Here is a 17,315-nt window from a genome sequence, read left to right on the forward strand (position 1 = left end):
AGCATATCCTTTCAACTCTTCATTATTATAAACTATTCAAACTTTTTTTCAAGCGATTCAGATGAAATTCCAAGAATTTCTCGAATTTCTTCCAGCGAAAGACTGGAGCGAGACTCTGCCCCGTCCAGAATCGTTGAAACCAGATTTCGTTTAGTCTCCTGCAATTCTTGGATTTTTTCTTCAATGGTTCCTCGCGTAATCATGCGATAAACTTCGACATTCCGCTCCTGACCGATACGATGAGCCCGACCAATAGCTTGGGCTTCTACCGCAGGATTCCACCAAAGATCCACCAAAATAACAGTATCTGCACCAGTTAGATTGAGACCGACACCGCCGGCCTTGAGGGAAATCAGAAAGGCTGATCTTTCTCCTTGGTTGAAGGCTTTTGTCATCTCCTGTCGGTCTTTTGCCGGAGTTGAGCCTGTGATTTTGAAGGATTCCAGCCCCATCCGACCCAGCTCTTCCTCTATAATATCCAGCATACCACGGAATTGTGAAAATATCAGAACACGATGATTGCCGCCTTGAATCTGCTCCAACAGCTCACTCAAACTTTCCAGCTTGCCACTTTCTCCATTGTAATCCTCCATGAATAACTTGGGAGTGTCACAAATTTGACGGAGTCGCATAAGACCAGACAAGATTTCAATTTTGCTACGATTGATTTCTTCCTCCGTTGCATGAAGGATTCGCTCCTGCATTTGCTTGAGCAGAGCTAGATAAATCGTTTTCTGGCTGTCTGCGAGTTCATTACGGTAAGAAACCTCAATCAAATCAGGAAGCTCCTGCAAGACTTCTTCTTTCTTGCGCCTCATAACAAAGGGTTTGATATAGCGGGCAACCGTTTCTGCCGACATCTTCAAAAAAGCTTTCTTGCTCGGTAATAAGCCTGGAAGGACAATCTGGAAGATAGACCAGAGTTCGCCAAGATGATTTTCAATTGGCGTACCAGATAAAGCATAGGTACGGTCCACCTCAAAAGCTCTTAGATATTGAGCAATCTTGCTCTGATCATTTTTCATGACCTGTGCTTCGTCCAATATCAAATAATCAAAATGAAGTCCCTGATACTCTTCAACATCTTGTCTGAAAGAAGCATAGCTAGTAATCGTAATCTGATGATTTTCTGCAATCACAGCATCTCGGACATTTTTCAGTCCATACACAACAGCTACATCTAGGTCTGGAGCAAATTTGGCAAACTCATCACTCCAGTTGTAAATCAGGCTGGATGGCGCCAAAATCAAGACTTTCTTAGACTTGGTCAAATGAGCAGTCAAGAAAGAAATGGTCTGAAGGGTCTTTCCCAAGCCCATGTCATCGGATAGAATACCACCAAATCCATATTTATTCAGCATGGATAGCCATTTTACACCCGTTTCTTGATAATCTCGAAGCTCTGCCTGAACCTTCAGCTTAGGCAGAGGAAAATCCTCAGGATGGGTCAAATCATAAGCCAGCTGGCGAAAATCCTGCGACAAGTCAACTCTTTCCTGATCTTTGAACAATTCAGAGAGTTGATAGGCGGCCAGACTATGCGTTTGGATGACCCCATTTTTAGAATGTTTGCTTCGCAATTGTTGCAAAGTCTGGCTGATTCGCTTACTATTCTCATCAAAAATCAGAACCTGCCCTGTCTTGCTGATAAAGTAATCCTTTTGACTCATCAGCGAATTTAGAACATCATCGACTTCAGACTGATCAATACCAGTAAAATCAAAGCCAATATCTAAGAGCCCACCATTCATACTGATGGAAACCTTCGGAGGTTCTGTTTGAGATAGGCCCAGTAGCTCATCTGACAAGTAGACATTGCCCAATGCTCTAAAGCGTGGAATCAAGACGGAGAAGAAACGATAAATTTCTTCGGGTCGCAAAGGGGGACGCTGGCTGGTAAACTCATCTGTAAAACCTGCCTCCAGCATTGATTTAAAAACTTGCTGTTCTCGCTCAAAATTGCTGGCAAAAGGCAGCTTTCTTAACTCCTTGCGACTGCTTACGGTCTGACTGCCATAATCAAAGACAAGATCCAGTAATACTTGCTTGTCCACTCCCAAATTAAAATTGAAATCCACGGTAAAGTCATGAATGAGCAGGCGCTCAGGTGCTGTCACACGGCCAACCTTTTTAAACTCGACCAAACTCACTGCCAGTTTGGACTGCTCAGATACATCAAACTGCAGGCGCTTAACGCGCTCCTGCTCTATCGGCAATTCTTGTAAAGCCTTGATTAATTTGGTCTGCTGAGCCGTCAGTTGATAGAAGGTCTGATTATGAAAGATAAATTGACCTCCATAGAGCAGCTTATAATTCTTTTCTGATATCAGCAGTTCAAAATAGTTTTCCCGCTCTTGCACCTCAAATTGATAAATCTCCGCCTCTTCATGCAAGTCTTGGAAAAATACCTCAGCATAATCATAGAAGCTATATTCTAAATGAAATGAAGTGAGATTCATCAAGCGAGTCACACCTTCTTCAAAAAGACTGGCTGGAAAATAAACGTGCCGCCCAGCATTGGGAAAGACCAACGAAGAGTCCTGCCCCTTATAATCCGTCACCAAGCCTCGTAAAAATTCTAGTAGGTCTTGACTAGCTTCATCAAAATTCTCCATTCGGATAGGCTCATAGTAGTTCTTACCGATTTGATAATGCCCACCCTTGCCCAAGGTTCTCAAAAAGGACAAAATATCACGCACCACATAAGAACGCTCATCTGGCAGTCGACGGATCCGCAGACTCCATAAGAATTGTCCTGTGTAAGTATCTTCTTGGCCGGTCGCCAATAGCTCATAGCGGATTTGTTGACTGGATTTATCTAGCAAAATCTTATCCAAAAAAAGGCTGCCAAAAGAAACCAACTTCTGGGCTTCCTGACTGGAAGACTCCTTTTCTGTCATCTTCGCCAGTAGATCTTTACCCGCCGGATCATTTTTTAAAAAATATTCCAAAGCAGCCAGATGGGCACAGTACTTCTTCTTTTGAAAAAAATCACAGGAACAGAAAACCGCCTCATCATCTAGACTATAACGTAGATTGTACTGATCCACGCGCGTGTATAAAAAGGAATCTTTGACGTCAAGAATTTCGACTTTTTTGCTGTCACAGAGGGCAATTCCTTCCGTTCGAATTTTACCAGGAATTAATTTAGCCATACTTACCACCTAACATTTATCCCTTTATTATACCATAGGACAGCTATAAAAACGAAATAGAATTTCTTTATTTGTAAACATTCTTTGAAGTAGAATGAGCGAGAGCTTTCCTTACAACAAAAAGCCATCCAAATTGGACAGCTCTTTTACATTATTTTACTTCTAACAAACCGATATCTCCATCTTCACGACGATAGATAACATTCGTTGTATTATCTTCAACATCTGTGTAGATGAAGAAGTCATGTCCCAACAAATCCATTTGCAAAATAGCTTCATCTAGATCCATTGGTTTCAAATCAATATGCTTAGAACGTACTACTTTTGAAGATGCTGTATTAGCGTCTTCTACTAAAGCATCAGTGAACAACTGGCTAGTTGCAACTTTGCTCCGATTTTTCTTTTCAATCTTTGTCTTATTCTTACGAATTTGACGTTCAATCTTATCGACAACTAAGTCAATAGATCCGTACATGTCTTGTGAAACATCTTCTGCCCGAAGGGTAATTGAGCCAAGAGGAATGGTTACTTCGACCTTCGCCGTCTTCTCCCGGTACACTTTCAAATTGACCCGTGCATCAAGTTCTTGCTCCGCTTGGAAATACTTCTCAATCTTCTCAAGTTTAGAAACTACGTAGTCACGGAGAGCATCAGTTACTTCTAGGTTTTCACCACGGATACTATATTTAAGCATATAAGTACCTTCTTTCTAAACATAAATGTTTTATTTACAATATCATTATAACGCTTTCATTCCTTTTTTGCAAATATTTTCTTATCTTGCGAGTGAAAATGTCAAAACTTCTTTCACACCTGCTTCCAGCAATAATTCTCGAGCCAATTGCAAGGTTTTTCCAGTCGTATACACATCGTCTATCAGTAGAATTTTTTCTGGTAGGAGGACATCTTTTGCCAATGTAAAACATTGCTGGCTTTTTAAACGTTCTTGGCGATTTTTACTGGATTGAGCAAGCACATCCTGCTTTTCAAGCAAATGTTTATAAGGCAAACCAGTAGCTTGCAAGAAGCCTTCTACCTGATTAAAACCTCGACTTTGGTATTTTTCAAGACTGACTGGAATAGGAACCAGAGTATATTTTTTGAAGTTTCCGAGACTTTTTTTGAGAACTTCCGCAAAAACAAATCTTAGAAGATAATCCCCTTGAAACTTGTATTTGCTGAAGTAGTCCTTCATCAAGTCATTATAAAGAAAACAGGCCTGATGCTGAACTAAATAGCCTTGCGCTTCCCAGGTTTGACAATCCGAACAGACTTCCGCCTCTCCCTCCTTCCAGCAGCGTGGGCAATGGATAGAGGAAATAGCTTCAAATCCTGCCCGACAATGGTTACAAATTGTATATTTTTCTTTTTGCAATAAAATCAAGGAAGAAAAAGTCCTATTTTCTTCGACTGCTTGGCTGCATAACAGGCAATTTCTCATAGGCCAGCCTCCTTGTTCATCAGTTTGATTTCACGAATCGCTTTTTCGATTGAACGTGTAGTGCCGTCGTGAAAGAAGAATAAATCTCCCGTCGGTCTATCCATACTACGTCCCACCCGTCCAGAAATTTGCACCAAGGCGCTACGGCTAAAGAGACGATGGTGGGCCTCCAGAACAAAGACATCTACACAGGGAAAGGTCACACCACGCTCTAAGATGGTCGTCGTGACCAAAATGGTAATTTCTCGCTTGCGAAACTCTTCAACGATTTCTAAACGATTTTCAGTTGTTGAAGCTACAAAACCGACTCTTTCCGCTGGAAAATTCTCCTCTAAAACTTGCGCAAATTCTTGACCTCTCTTGATTTCTGAGGCAAAGATCAGCAAAGGAAAGCCTGTTTTTCTCTGTCTCTCGATATATTTTCTCAGTTTAGGTGGCAATTTCTTTTTCGCTAGATATTTTTGAAAATCTGCCAGCCAAACTTTTTGGGGCACAATCAAAGGATTGCCATGGAAGCGGCGAGGAAGGCTGAGTCGTTTTAATTCTCCTTTTTGGACTTTTTTATCCAACTCATCCGTCGAAGTGGCAGTTAAGAAAATTGTCGTTCCCTCCTCCTTGACCGACTGATCTACGGCATGGTAGAGCACGGGATTGTCCACATAAGGAAAGGCATCCACCTCGTCCACAATCAGCAAATCAAAGGCTCGATAAAATTTAAGAAGCTGATGGGTGGTGGCGATGACCAAGGGACTGCGAAAATAGGGCTCGGATTCGCCATGCAAAAGCGAAATCGGGCAAGCAAAATCTAGCTTAAGGCGACGATAAAGCTCCAAACAGACATCAATCCGCGGGCTGGCCAGGCAAACGGCACCTCCGCGATCAACCACCTCTGCAATCACCTGATAAATCATCTCCGTTTTGCCTGCCCCAGTCACCGCATGAACCAAGCTATTCTGCTTTTGAACGACTGACTCTAACAGTCCCTGAGAAACTTTCTCTTGAAAGGCTGTCAATTTCCCCTGCCACTTGAGTACCTGATTTTCTGGAAAGTCTTCCTGCGGAAAATAATAAAGTTCTTGATCACTCCGAACTCGCCCCAATATCAGACATTCCCTGCAATAATAGGCGTTGACAGGTAGTTGGTAGTTCTCCTTGTCCACTTGAGAGCCACAGCGGCTGCAAAACAATCTCCGCCTTTCCTCTCGCATACTGGGCATCTGCTGGGCCTGCGAGCGCAGCTCAGGACTTAGCTGATCCTTTGTAAATATCCTACCTAAACAATCTTTTCTTTCTAACATACTTTTTTATTCGTAAAACTTTTGGAAAAATCCAATTTTTTGTGTACAATAAAACTATGGAATATAGAACAATTAGCCAAGACGGCCAAGCCCAAGAAGAAATTAAGAAATCCCGCTTCATTTGCCATGCCAAGCGCGTTTACTCAGAAGAGGAAGCTCGGGATTTTATTGCAGCCATCAAAAAAGAGCACTATAAAGCCACTCATAATTGCTCTGCTTTTATTGTCGGAGAGAAAAGTGAAATCAAACGAACCAGTGACGACGGGGAGCCCAGCGGTACAGCGGGCGTTCCTATGCTCGGTGTCATGGAAAATCACCAGGTGACCAATGTCTGCTTTGTGGTCACGCGCTATTTTGGCGGGATCAAGCTAGGAGCTGGCGGACTCATTCGGGCTTATGCAGGCAGCGTCGCCTTGGCAATCAAAGAAATCGGTTTGATCGAAATCAAGGAACAAGCTGGCTTGCGCCTCAAAATGTCTTACAGCCAGTACCAAAACTTTGATAACTTTTTAAAAGCTGAAAACTTGATCGAATTCGACACAGAATTCACAGATCTAGTTGCCACAACCATCTATATCGACAAGCAAGAAAAAGAACCACTAGAGCAGAAATTAATCGAGTTTTTCAATGGCAAAATCCAAATTGATGATCAGGGCTTGCGCGAGGTTGAAATTCCCTTAACAGTTGAATAATTTAAAAAGCTAGGCTTGGTGATAAAGAATTTTTATCGTGGTCATAGCTTTTTTATATTTTACAAAGTGCCACTTTCAGCTTATACTAGTTTCATTAAAGTATTGAGGTATGAAAAATGGCAAACATTTATCAAAATATCACAGAATTAGTTGGAAAAACGCCAATTGTAAAACTAAATAATATCGTTCCTGAAGGAGCAGCTGAGGTTTACGTCAAGTTAGAAGCCTTCAACCCTGGCTCTTCTGTCAAAGACCGGATTGCTCTCAGCATGATTGAGGCAGCTGAACGAGATGGCCTTATCAAGCCTGGCGACACTATTGTGGAAGCAACCAGCGGAAATACCGGTATTGGTCTTTCATGGGTTGGGGCAGCTAAAGGCTACAAGGTTGTCATTGTGATGCCAGAAACCATGAGTGTGGAGCGCCGCAAGATTATCCAAGCCTATGGAGCAGAACTAGTTTTGACTCCAGGAAGCGAAGGAATGAAAGGAGCTATTGCCAAGGCAGAAGAAATCGCCCAAGAGCGCAAAGGCTGGTTGCCACTACAATTTAACAACCCAGCCAATCCAGAAGTTCACGAACGAACAACAGGAGCAGAAATTGTCGCTGCTTTCGGTGAAACTGGACTGGATGCCTTTGTCGGTGGTGTCGGAACTGGTGGGACTATCTCTGGTGTTTCTCATGCTCTTAAAAAAGCGAATCCGAACATCCAAGTTTATGCAGTCGAAGCAGACGAATCTGCTATCCTTTCTGGAGAAAAACCTGGTCCGCACAAAATCCAAGGACTTTCAGCTGGCTTCATTCCTGAGACCTTGGATACAGAAGCTTACGATGGCATTGTCCGCGTGACTTCTGAGCAAGCGCTAGAATTGGGACGCTATATTGGTGGTCAAGAAGGCTTCTTAGTGGGAATTTCGTCTGCTGCAGCTATTTTTGCAGCCATTGAAGTCGCAAAAAAACTAGGAGCTGGTAAGAAAGTTCTTGCTCTGACACCTGATAACGGAGAACGCTACCTGTCTACTGCCCTCTATGAATTTGACGCCTAATCGTGAAAAGAGTCTACCAAAAATCCTACTCAAATGAGTAGGATTTTTTTCTAATCTTTTTGTTCTTTTAGAAAAGCCTTGGCTTCCTTAATCCAGATTGGCATTTGCTTGCCTAAGGGCGCAAAACCAATTTTACAACGATCATTTGAAAAGCGATGCCGTCTCGGTAAACGATGTTTTTCTTCCTCTAAGGTCCGCATTGATAGGCTGGCCTTACCAGAAAACTCATCATAATCCACCACCTGCACAAGAACCTGATCCCCGATTTTTAAAATATCGTGAATATTGTCAATATAGCCCGTCCGGATCTCAGAAATATGAATGAGCCCGATCAGACCGCTTTCTAGTTCGACAAAGGCACCGTAGGGCTGAATCCCTGTAATTTTGCCCTTTAACTTATCTCCGATTTTCATTAGTCTATAACCTCAATCGTCTCAATGACAACATCCTCAAGTGGTTTATCCATTGAAGCTGTCTCAACCGCTGCAATTTTGTCCAAAACTTCATAAGATGCCTCATCTACTAGCTGCCCAAATACAGTATGTCGACGGTCCAAATGCGGTGTCCCGCCCTGGCTAGCATAAACTTCCGCGATTGGCTTTGGCCATCCTCCCCGAGTCAATTCCTTGGTTGAATAAGGAAGACTGCTATTTTGGACGATAAAGAACTGACTACCATTGGTATTTGGACCAGCATTCGCCATTGATAGAGCGCCTCGGATATTATAAAGTTCGGGTGAAAACTCATCTTCAAAGCGTTCACCGTAGATGGACTCTCCACCCATGCCAGTACCCGTCGGATCGCCCCCCTGAATCATAAAATCTTTGATAACTCGGTGGAAAATCACTCCATCATAGTAGCCATCCTTAGATAAGGCAATAAAGTTGGCAACTGTTTTGGGTGCTTGCTCTGGGAAGAGTTGAATCTTCAACTCACCATGATTTGTTTTAATCCTTGCCACTGGTCCTTCAAGCTCGTCAAGATGAAGCTGTGGGAAAGTCAATTTTTTCTCCACCATGCCCAATTGCTCCAAAGCATCAAAAATGCCGTCTTCTTCGACCCTTTTTGTGACGAAATCAGCTTTTTTCTGTAGCTCTTCATCGGAAACTCCCATAGCAATGCTGAGCCCAGCATAGTCAAACAACTCTAAATCATTAAGTCCATCTCCAAAAACTAAGACATTTTCTGGCTTGAAACCTAGATGCTCCACGACCTTGGCAACACCAGATGCCTTTGAACCTTCTTTCAGTACGACATCCGATGAATGCTCATGCCAACGCACCATACGGAGAGATTTGGACAAATCTTCTGGCAACTGCAAACTGTCACCTACATCCTCAAAAGTCCACATTTGATAGATTTCATGATCTTGGTAAAAATCAGGATTGACAGCCAGATCTGGATAAATGATATCAATCGCAGACGAAATCATCGGATTGCGAACGGATAAAGCCGCTTCATGGCTGCCAAGCAAACCGTAATCAATGCCTACTTCCTTGGTCCAAGCAATGTAGGATTCTACGCACTCTTGCGGAATGACAGTTTTCGCAATGACTTCGCCCTTTCGATTTTCAACATAAGCCCCATTCAAGGTAACAAAAAAATCAGGATCCAAGGCACGAATTTCTGGAACGACTCCAAAAATACCACGACCAGAAGCAATTCCTGTCAGAATTCCCTTTTCTCTCAGCTGCTTAAATACATCTTTGATCGACTCTGGGATGAAGCCCGTTTCCTTGACCCGCAAGGTATCATCGATATCAAAGAAAACAAGCTTAATTTTTTTCGCCTTATATTTTAATTTTGCCTTCATATTTTCCTCTTTCAATTTAATCTTTTCTATTATATCATTAAAAATCGTCTTGCGGAACAAGGTGATGCTGAAAAGCGTAGACGACTGCTTGGGTTCGATCGCTCACTTCCAGCTTAGACAAAATATTGGACACATGCGTCTTGACCGTTTTTAAGGAAATAAAGAGCTCATCAGCGATCCGCTGGTTTTCATATCCCTTGGCTAGAAGCCCCAAAATATCCCGCTCCCGCGCTGTCAAATCCTCATAAAGCTCTATATGATTTCGATGGTATTCAACCTTCTTGCTGACTTCTGTTTCAATGGCAAATTCACCTTTTGCAACCTTTCTGACGGCGTGGAGAATTTCATCCGCGCTAGAAGTCTTCAACATATAGCCATGAGCACCCGCATCCAACACAGGATAGATTTTTTCATTGTCCAGATAGGAAGTCAAGATTAAAATCTTTGCCTCTGGCCATTCTTTCAAGATAGCCAAGGTGGCATCAATGCCACTCATCTCTGGCATGACGATATCCATCATAATCACATCTGGACGGCTTTCCAAAGCCTTTTCGACACCTTCTCTACCATTTGTAGCCTCTGTTACTTCTTCAATATCGTCCTGTAATTCAAAAAAGCTTTTCAAGCCCAATCTGACCATTTGATGGTCATCCACTAGTAATATTCTCATCTTTTTTCCCTTCTAACAATGGAACACTGATTTCGATAGAAACTCCTTTTTTGGGAGCCGTCAGAATCTTCAAAGTGCCAGCCATATCATGCACTCGATCTTCAATATTTTTCAAACCATAACTCATGTCAGCCAAGCTAGTCGGATCAAAACCGATTCCGTCATCAGAAACCTTGAGTTTGAGTCTATTTGGCGTCTGATAGAGATAGATGTCCAGACGACTGGCCTGAGCATGGCGCAAGGTATTATTGATTATTTCTTGGATAATCCTAAAAATATGCTCCTCTATCTGCTTGGACAGGCTGACCACCTCATGCTTAAACTGGACAGTCAAGTCCGACTTATCTGTCAACTCTTTGATTAAGACATTCATGCCCTCTACCAAGGTCCGATTTTCCAACTCTGTCGGCCGTAAATGTAAGAGCAAGATCCGCAAGTCTTTTTGCGCTGTATCTAGAATGTCTGCAATTCCTTTTAACTGCTGCTGGAGATTGTCTTTATCCAGACGCTCCACATTTCCAGCAACGCCTGAGAGAATCATATTAGCAGCAAATAGCTCCTGACTGACCGTATCATGCAAGTCGCGAGCAATCCGCCTACGTTCTTTTTCAATAATCTTCTCTTCAGCCTGTAAAGCCTGATTCTCAGATTTCTGCAAATTTTCGGTTAGACTATCCAACTTTTCTTTCAAGTGGACGAAAGAATCATCCAATTCTGCCTGTCCGGTTTCTTGTATGGCTCTGCCTTCTAAAATAGCTTTTAAATTCTTTTGAACTTGAGAAAGGGACAGGTGCTGAAGGAAGCGCGCAGCAGCGGCCAAGAAAATAGTCAGCGTTAAGCCCAAAACCAGAACAAAAAAGGCAAAGGACTGGAGCAGTTCCAGATTATTCAGAAGCTTTTGCCATTCTAAATTAAAAAGATTAAAAATGTAATGAAAGATAATCCCTAAAACGAAGAAGGTATAGAGAAAAATAACCAAATAACTTGTTTTTTTCACTTTCTAACAACCTCTACATTTCCTAAAAAGCTGACCAAGACAATTTTTACAGTTTTGCTGGCCCGCTTATAGTCAGGCGTCGTCAGAGAAATCGTTTCATTGCGTAGCTTGCGTAGCGGATGATTTAAAAAATTCAAATCTCCATACAAAGTGTTAATCTGAAGCTGGATTTCCACATCTAAAGGGATGACAATCTTGGTATCCCCAAAGCCCTTACGAATCACAATCACATTATCATGATTGACCACAATGACATCCTCTAAGTGAATGGTGTCCTTTCCCATCATTCTCAAGAGATTAATATCATGAAACTGGCAATCATCCTTTGAAAAATGCTGCAAATCCCCCAACCAACGATTTTTTTCAGCTCGAACTTCGGTCGCATCTTCAAAGAAAAGGTGGGTCTCTTGATTTTCTTTGTAAAGATAAGGATAGGCCACAATCATGCCATAAATCAAGGCAAAAAGGACAGCAGCAATAACATAAGGATTGAGCATGACAATGAAAAAGAAGACAATCATGGTCGCAACCAATAGCGAATTGCCTCTCTGCTTGCCGAAATAATAATATAGAAACAAGAGAAAGAGCAGCATGATGAGAACAACACGCGAAAAATCGGCGGCCAGCATGGTGACCAAGGCCATTGATAATAGAATCGCTTCAACAAAGATGAATAATTGAACTTTCCACATAGCTATTCCCTTCCTTACATGTCTATTGTAACAAAATTAAGCAAAAAAACCTCCGTCTGAGGCATGAAATAGCAAGATTATCCTATCTTAACCAGCAGAACTTCTTGGTTCTAGACTTCTTTACACTTTTCCTCTAAAAAGCAAAAAATCACTTCAAATGCTGTTTAAACAAAACAAACATTTAAAGCGATTCTTAAGTTTATTTCTATTGTTCAGATAAGCTTAGAAATGGACTTGAGCTTCCAAGCCAAAATGGTCACTAACGACTGGACCACGTTGGCCATCAAAAACAACAGCAGATCTTTCAATATTGAAATCTTTACTTGTGAAGATATAGTCAATTTTTAGAGCATCTTTGTTTCCTGCCCAGCCAGCGATATCGCCTTCAACCGTCGCTGTACCAATCGTTTGGTCAGCCACCTTATGGCTGTCTTGGAGAGCAAGTAGACTTTGAAGAATGTGCTGGTAACCCTCGTAATCAACGGGATTGTTAAAATCTCCCATGAGGACAAGAGGAGTCTCAACTTGCAAGAGCTCAGATTCAAACTTAGCCCACTCTCCTTGGAAGCCTTTATCCCACCAAGATAAGTGACAAGAAGCAACCATGATAGGCTGACCATCGAGCTCCGTTTCTGCCAGCAAGACTTTACGCGTATGATAGTCACTTGGATCATTGACATCAGATACCAAGAGTTCTCTTGCCTTTAGGGGCTTTCTAGACAGAATTGCGACCCCTTCATTGTAAATATCAAAACCAATATGGTTATAGGCCCAAGACCAGTAATAGTCCATACCTGCCTCAGCTAGTTTCTCAACCAGAAGCAAAGCATAGTGGTCTTGGTGAATCGGAATGGCGCCATCTACCGCATAATAGAAGGGAGCCTGAACAACCTGTTCAGACTCCACTAATTGATTGACTTCCTGCAGGCAAATGACATCATATTTTTCTTGGAGAATCCGCTCAGCTAGCTGATTTAGCTTGCTTTCTTGCTCTTCTTCCATCCAACTATGAGTATTTAAAGTCAGGAATTTTGCCATGATTTCTCTTTTCTACCTTACAATTCTACTTTAGCCACAACTGTCTTAGCAGCGACTTTGCCGAATTTTTCAACTGTTACTGATTTGATAGCTGGAGCATTTGTGAAGACAACAACAGTTGCTGTTTCACGACCTGCTTCTTTAATAGCTGCCAAATCTGCTGTTACCAAAAGATCACCTGCAGCGACTGTTTGTCCTTCTGCTACATGTACTTCAAATGGTTTGCCTTCAAGGCTAACAGTATCAAGACCGATATGAACAAGCACTTCAAGACCAGCTTCAGTCAAGAGACCAAGAGCATGTTTTGTAGGGAAGACGCTTGTCACTTTACCAGCTACTGGAGAATAGATTTTGCCATTTGCTGGTTCAACTGCAAATCCGTCACCCATCATTTTTTGTGAGAAAACTGGATCTTTCACATCTTCCAACTTGATAACTTCACCTTCAGCAACTGTTTCGATTGCTTCTGTTACGCCTTTGTAGCTAACTGCTGCAGCTGCAGACTCAGCTTTTTGACTTGGCAAAGTTTCAGGGATCACTTCTCCTGAATCCAACAAGTCTTGAATATCAGATTTAAGAACGTCAGCTTTTGGTCCGTAGATTGCTTGAACGCCTTGACCTTTCATAACCAAGCCCATAGCGCCTTCAGCTTTCCATTCTTCTTCAGAACCAACTTTTGTTGCGTCCTTAACAGTCACACGGAGACGAGTCATACATGCATCAACATCAACGATATTAGCACGGCCACCTAGCAAGTTAATGATATTCACTGCTTGAGAAGAAGCAGCTACTTTTGCACCACCTTGTTCTGATGAAGCAGCTTCTGAACCTTCAGCTGTTTCATAGTTACCGTTACGTCCTGGAGTTGCATAATTGAATTTTTGAATCATGAAGTTCGCAATGAAGTACATGATTACTGCAAAGAGAACTGTTACCCAGATAAAGTTAATGATATCCATACCCAAACCAGCATTGATAGCCATTGGAGTACGAGTCAAGAATTCGATAGACCCGAATGAGTGCACACGAAGGTTAACAATGTCCGCCATAGCAAAGGCAGCACCTTGTACAAATGAGTAAATCAAGTAAAGTGGAGTTGCCACGAACATGAACATGTATTCGATTGGTTCAGTAACCCCTGTCAAGAAGGTTGCCAAAGCAGTCGCAATCATCATACCTTTGTATTGATGTTTCTTGTCAGCATCAACATTGCGGTAAATAGCTGCGGCAACACCCATAAGGATACCAAATGAACCGATCATTTGTCCAACTTTGAAACGAGCTGGGTGAACTGTATCAAGCAAGTTTTGGTAAGCAGTAGGATCAGCTGTCTTAGTACCAACCAAGTCATTTACCCAAGCCAACCAGAGTGGATCTTGACCAAATACTTGAGTACCTTTAGCAGCACCAGTCAATACTTCATAAGTACCACCAAGTTGTGTGTAGTTCATTGGGATCGTCAACATGTGGTGCAAACCGAATGGAAGCAAGAGACGTTCCAAAGTACCGTACAAGAACGGTGCCAAGATTGGAGCAGTATCTTGTGAGTTAGCAATCCAAATACCAAAGTTGTTGATACCTGTTTGAACAACTGGCCATACAAATGACAAAACAATTGCTACGATTACTGAACGCAAGATAACAACGAACGGTACAAAACGCTTACCATTGAAGAATGACAAAGCATCTGGCAATTTACGGAAGTTGTAGTATTTGTTATAAGCTGTTGCTCCGACAAAACCAGCGATAATTCCGACGAAAACCCCCATATTCAAAGCAGGAGACTCAAGGACACTGATAAAGTAATCAGAAACCTTGATGCTTCCTCCTAAGAGAGTGCTAACCACTGCTTTAGAATCTTTCAGCATATCGCTTGATACACCGAACATAACCCCAGTGATACGGTTAATCAAAATGAAGGATAAACCTGCCGCAAAGGCACCACCAGCACGTTCTTTCGCCCAGCTACCTCCAATAGCGAGAGCAAAGAGGATATGCAGGTTTCCGATAATCCCCCAACCAATTTGTTCTAAAACGCCACCAGTAGTCACTAGAAAACCTAGTTCAGGGTTGATCATCGGAATTGACTTACCAATACTGATCATCAAACCTGCTGCGGGCATAACCGCAATAACCACCATCAAAGCTTTACCGAATTTTTGCCAAAATTCAAAGCTAAAAATGTTTTTGAATGAATCTTTCATCATCCAGACCTCCTTATATTTTACACAAACCACCCCTTGATGAAATCGTTTGCATTGTATAGTATTATTATACCACTATTTTTTATTTTGTAAAGGCTTTTATAGAAAATATTTTTGCATTTTTCCTATATTTTGTAGAATAATAGCTAGAAAAGAGTGATTTTCCTGTGTGCAATCGATTGCGCTATCTTTCCGTAAATTTCCTGAAAGAACAATAAAAAAGCTGTGAAACATTCAATTCCATGCTTCTACAGCTTCTTTTTTATTTATATTCTTTTTTATAACGGTCCGCTTCTGCCTTATTAGCCCAGACATAGTGTCCTGGACGAATCTCAATCATACTAGGTTGATCCACTGAGTAGTCATGCTGCTCTGGATCGTAAACCTTTAAGACCTTTTTGCGTTCCAGAATTGGGTCTGGAATCGGCACAGCAGACAATAGCGACTGCGTATAAGGGTGGATCGGGTTGTTAAACAACTCTTCTGTCTCTGCAACCTCAACGATAACACCTTTGTAGATAACAGCAATTCGATCTGAAATAAAGCGAACTACCGATAGGTCGTGGGCGATAAAGAGATAGGTCAAACCAAGTTCTTTTTGGAATTTTTTCAAAAGGTTCAAGACTTGCGCCCGGACAGACACGTCCAAGGCAGAGATTGGCTCATCCGCAATGACGAAATCTGGCTCCATTACCAAGGCACGAGCAATCCCAATCCGCTGACGTTGACCACCAGAAAATTCGTGAGGATAGCGTGTCAAATGCTCAGCCAAGAGACCCACTTCACGAATGATATTCTTAACTTTTTCCTGACGATCTTCTTCATTTTCAAAAAGATGGTAGTTATAAAGACCTTCTGAAATGATATAGTCAACCGTAGCACGCTCATTCAAGCTGGCTGCTGGGTCTTGGAAAATCATCTGAATCTTCCGAATCAATTCAGCCTCATCAGCTTTAGATTGCTTCCCGTTGATTTTTTTGCCTTCGTATAAGATGTCACCTGCACTAGTATCATTCAAGCCGATGATAGCACGGCCGATGGTTGTTTTACCAGAACCAGACTCACCTACAAGGGAAAAAGTTTCTCCTTTATTGATAAAGAAATTCGCATTTTTTACAGCTACAAACTTCTTACTTCCTTCGCCGAAGGAAATTTCTAAATCTTTAATCTCAACTAATTTTTCAGTCATTTCCTTCCTCCTAAGCCTCTAAGTGATTGAAGCCCATTTTTGAACGAATTTTATCATGAAGGTTTTCGATAATGGCTGGTTTCTCAACCTTTGGTGCATCTTCGTGCAAGAGCCAAGTCTTAGCCCAGTGCGTATCGGAAACCTGAAAGGCAGGAGCTTTTTCTTCGAAATCAATGGCCATTGCATAGTCCGAACGAAGTGCAAAAGCATCTCCTTTAATGGTAGTGTACAGTGAAGGTGGTGTACCTGGAATCGAGTAAAGTTCACCATTTGCTTCAGCTAACTGTGGCAAGCTAGACAGCAAGCTCCATGTATATGGATGTTTTGGATCATAGAAGACTTCCTCAACCGTTCCATATTCAACAATTTCGCCAGCATACATAACCGCAACTTTATCAGCAATACTTGCCACAACACCAAGGTCGTGGGTGATAAAGACAGTCGTGAAATGGTATTCTGCCTGCAATGATTTGAGCAAGTCAATAATCTGCGCCTGAATCGTCACATCAAGGGCCGTTGTAGGCTCATCACAGATCAGGATATCTGGACGGCAAGCCAAGGCGATCGCGATAACAATCCGTTGACGCATCCCGCCTGAATATTGAAATGGATATTCTTCAAAACGCTTCTCAGCGTCAGGAATACCGACCTTGGTCATGTAGTCGATTGCCATTTCTTTGGCTTCTTTGCTTGTTTTTCCTTGGTGTTTGACGATTACTTCGGTAATTTGACTTCCGATGGTATTGATCGGATCCAAACTGGTCATGGGATCTTGGAAAATAGTCGCAATTTTAGCACCGCGGATTGGTTCCCAATCCTTGTTGCTCTTTAGAGCGGTCAAATCAGTTCCCCGATAATCAATCGTTCCTTGGGCTACACGGCCGTTTTCTTCCAACATTCCAGTAAATGTTTTTGTCAAAACAGATTTACCAGAGCCAGACTCTCCAACCAAAGCTAGAACTTCCCCTTCAACTAAGTCAAGGGAAACACCGCGAATGGCGGTCAATACTCTGTCACGAACGTCAAATTCCACGACAATATCGCGAGCAGTCAATATTACATTTTTATTTTTTGTCATAT

General features: G+C 42.1%; 15 protein-coding genes. 2 read left to right on the top strand and 13 right to left on the bottom strand.

Translation table 11 applies throughout. The annotated features are described in order from the left end of the window. Positions 1 to 32 precede the first annotated feature (32 nt). The 4 genes from I872_RS06055 to I872_RS06070 form a co-directional block, all read right to left on the bottom strand. On the bottom strand, positions 33 to 3,155 hold the full coding sequence (locus I872_RS06055) for a pilus expression-regulating Snf2 family helicase (protein WP_015605255.1): 3,123 nt from the start codon (positions 3,153 to 3,155) through the stop codon (positions 33 to 35). 151 nt (positions 3,156 to 3,306) lie between these two features. Next, entirely contained in the window at positions 3,307 to 3,849 is a 543-nt protein-coding gene (hpf, locus tag I872_RS06060) for a ribosome hibernation-promoting factor, HPF/YfiA family (RefSeq protein WP_015605256.1), read from the bottom strand. Between the two features lie 81 nt (positions 3,850 to 3,930). Continuing rightward, positions 3,931 to 4,596, bottom strand: a complete 666-nt coding sequence (locus I872_RS06065; RefSeq protein WP_015605257.1) for a ComF family protein — start codon at positions 4,594 to 4,596, stop codon at positions 3,931 to 3,933. Next, complete coding sequence (locus I872_RS06070) at positions 4,593 to 5,894, bottom strand: ATP-dependent helicase ComFA (protein WP_041826810.1); 1,302 nt, start codon at positions 5,892 to 5,894, stop codon at positions 4,593 to 4,595. Before I872_RS06070 ends, I872_RS06065 begins: the two co-directional genes overlap by 4 nt. Before the next feature lie 56 nt (positions 5,895 to 5,950). Here I872_RS06070 and I872_RS06075 point away from each other — a divergent pair, with 56 nt between their 5' ends. After that, the gene (locus tag I872_RS06075; protein ID WP_015605259.1) at positions 5,951 to 6,586 is read left to right on the top strand and encodes a YigZ family protein; all 636 of its coding nucleotides are present in this window, start codon (positions 5,951 to 5,953) and stop codon (positions 6,584 to 6,586) included. 116 nt (positions 6,587 to 6,702) lie between these two features. Beyond that, the gene (gene cysK / locus I872_RS06080; RefSeq protein WP_015605260.1) at positions 6,703 to 7,632 is read left to right on the top strand and encodes a cysteine synthase A; all 930 of its coding nucleotides are present in this window, start codon (positions 6,703 to 6,705) and stop codon (positions 7,630 to 7,632) included. A 50-nt stretch (positions 7,633 to 7,682) separates the two neighbouring features. On the opposite strand, the gene I872_RS06085 is transcribed toward cysK, so the two are convergent. The 9 genes from I872_RS06085 to I872_RS06125 form a co-directional block, all read right to left on the bottom strand. After that, a complete protein-coding gene (locus I872_RS06085; RefSeq protein WP_015605261.1) occupies positions 7,683 to 8,045 on the bottom strand; it encodes a S1 RNA-binding domain-containing protein in 363 nt (120 codons plus the stop codon). Next, entirely contained in the window at positions 8,045 to 9,445 is a 1,401-nt protein-coding gene (locus I872_RS06090; protein WP_015605262.1) for a bifunctional Cof-type HAD-IIB family hydrolase/peptidylprolyl isomerase, read from the bottom strand. The genes I872_RS06085 and I872_RS06090 overlap by 1 nt, the downstream gene beginning before the upstream one ends. A gap of 37 nt (positions 9,446 to 9,482) precedes the next feature. After that, a complete protein-coding gene (locus I872_RS06095) occupies positions 9,483 to 10,115 on the bottom strand; it encodes a response regulator transcription factor (protein ID WP_015605263.1) in 633 nt (210 codons plus the stop codon). Next, the gene (locus tag I872_RS06100; protein WP_015605264.1) at positions 10,093 to 11,112 is read right to left on the bottom strand and encodes an envelope stress sensor histidine kinase LiaS; all 1,020 of its coding nucleotides are present in this window, start codon (positions 11,110 to 11,112) and stop codon (positions 10,093 to 10,095) included. The genes I872_RS06095 and I872_RS06100 overlap by 23 nt, the downstream gene beginning before the upstream one ends. Continuing rightward, a complete protein-coding gene (liaF, locus tag I872_RS06105; RefSeq protein WP_015605265.1) occupies positions 11,109 to 11,804 on the bottom strand; it encodes a cell wall-active antibiotics response protein LiaF in 696 nt (231 codons plus the stop codon). Before liaF ends, I872_RS06100 begins: the two co-directional genes overlap by 4 nt. A gap of 222 nt (positions 11,805 to 12,026) precedes the next feature. Beyond that, on the bottom strand, positions 12,027 to 12,842 hold the full coding sequence (locus I872_RS06110; RefSeq protein ID WP_015605266.1) for an endonuclease/exonuclease/phosphatase family protein: 816 nt from the start codon (positions 12,840 to 12,842) through the stop codon (positions 12,027 to 12,029). Between the two features lie 17 nt (positions 12,843 to 12,859). Then, on the bottom strand, positions 12,860 to 15,049 hold the full coding sequence (locus I872_RS06115) for a PTS transporter subunit IIBC (protein WP_041826811.1): 2,190 nt from the start codon (positions 15,047 to 15,049) through the stop codon (positions 12,860 to 12,862). Positions 15,050 to 15,308: 259 nt separating this feature from the next. Beyond that, entirely contained in the window at positions 15,309 to 16,235 is a 927-nt protein-coding gene (locus I872_RS06120) for an ATP-binding cassette domain-containing protein (RefSeq protein WP_015605268.1), read from the bottom strand. 10 nt (positions 16,236 to 16,245) lie between these two features. After that, positions 16,246 to 17,313 (bottom strand): ABC transporter ATP-binding protein, encoded by a 1,068-nt coding sequence (locus I872_RS06125; protein WP_015605269.1) that lies wholly within the window; start codon positions 17,311 to 17,313, stop codon positions 16,246 to 16,248. Positions 17,314 to 17,315: the final 2 nt, after the last annotated feature.

The organism is Streptococcus cristatus AS 1.3089 (genome assembly GCF_000385925.1).
Classification (GTDB): Bacteria; Bacillota; Bacilli; order Lactobacillales; family Streptococcaceae; genus Streptococcus; species Streptococcus cristatus_B.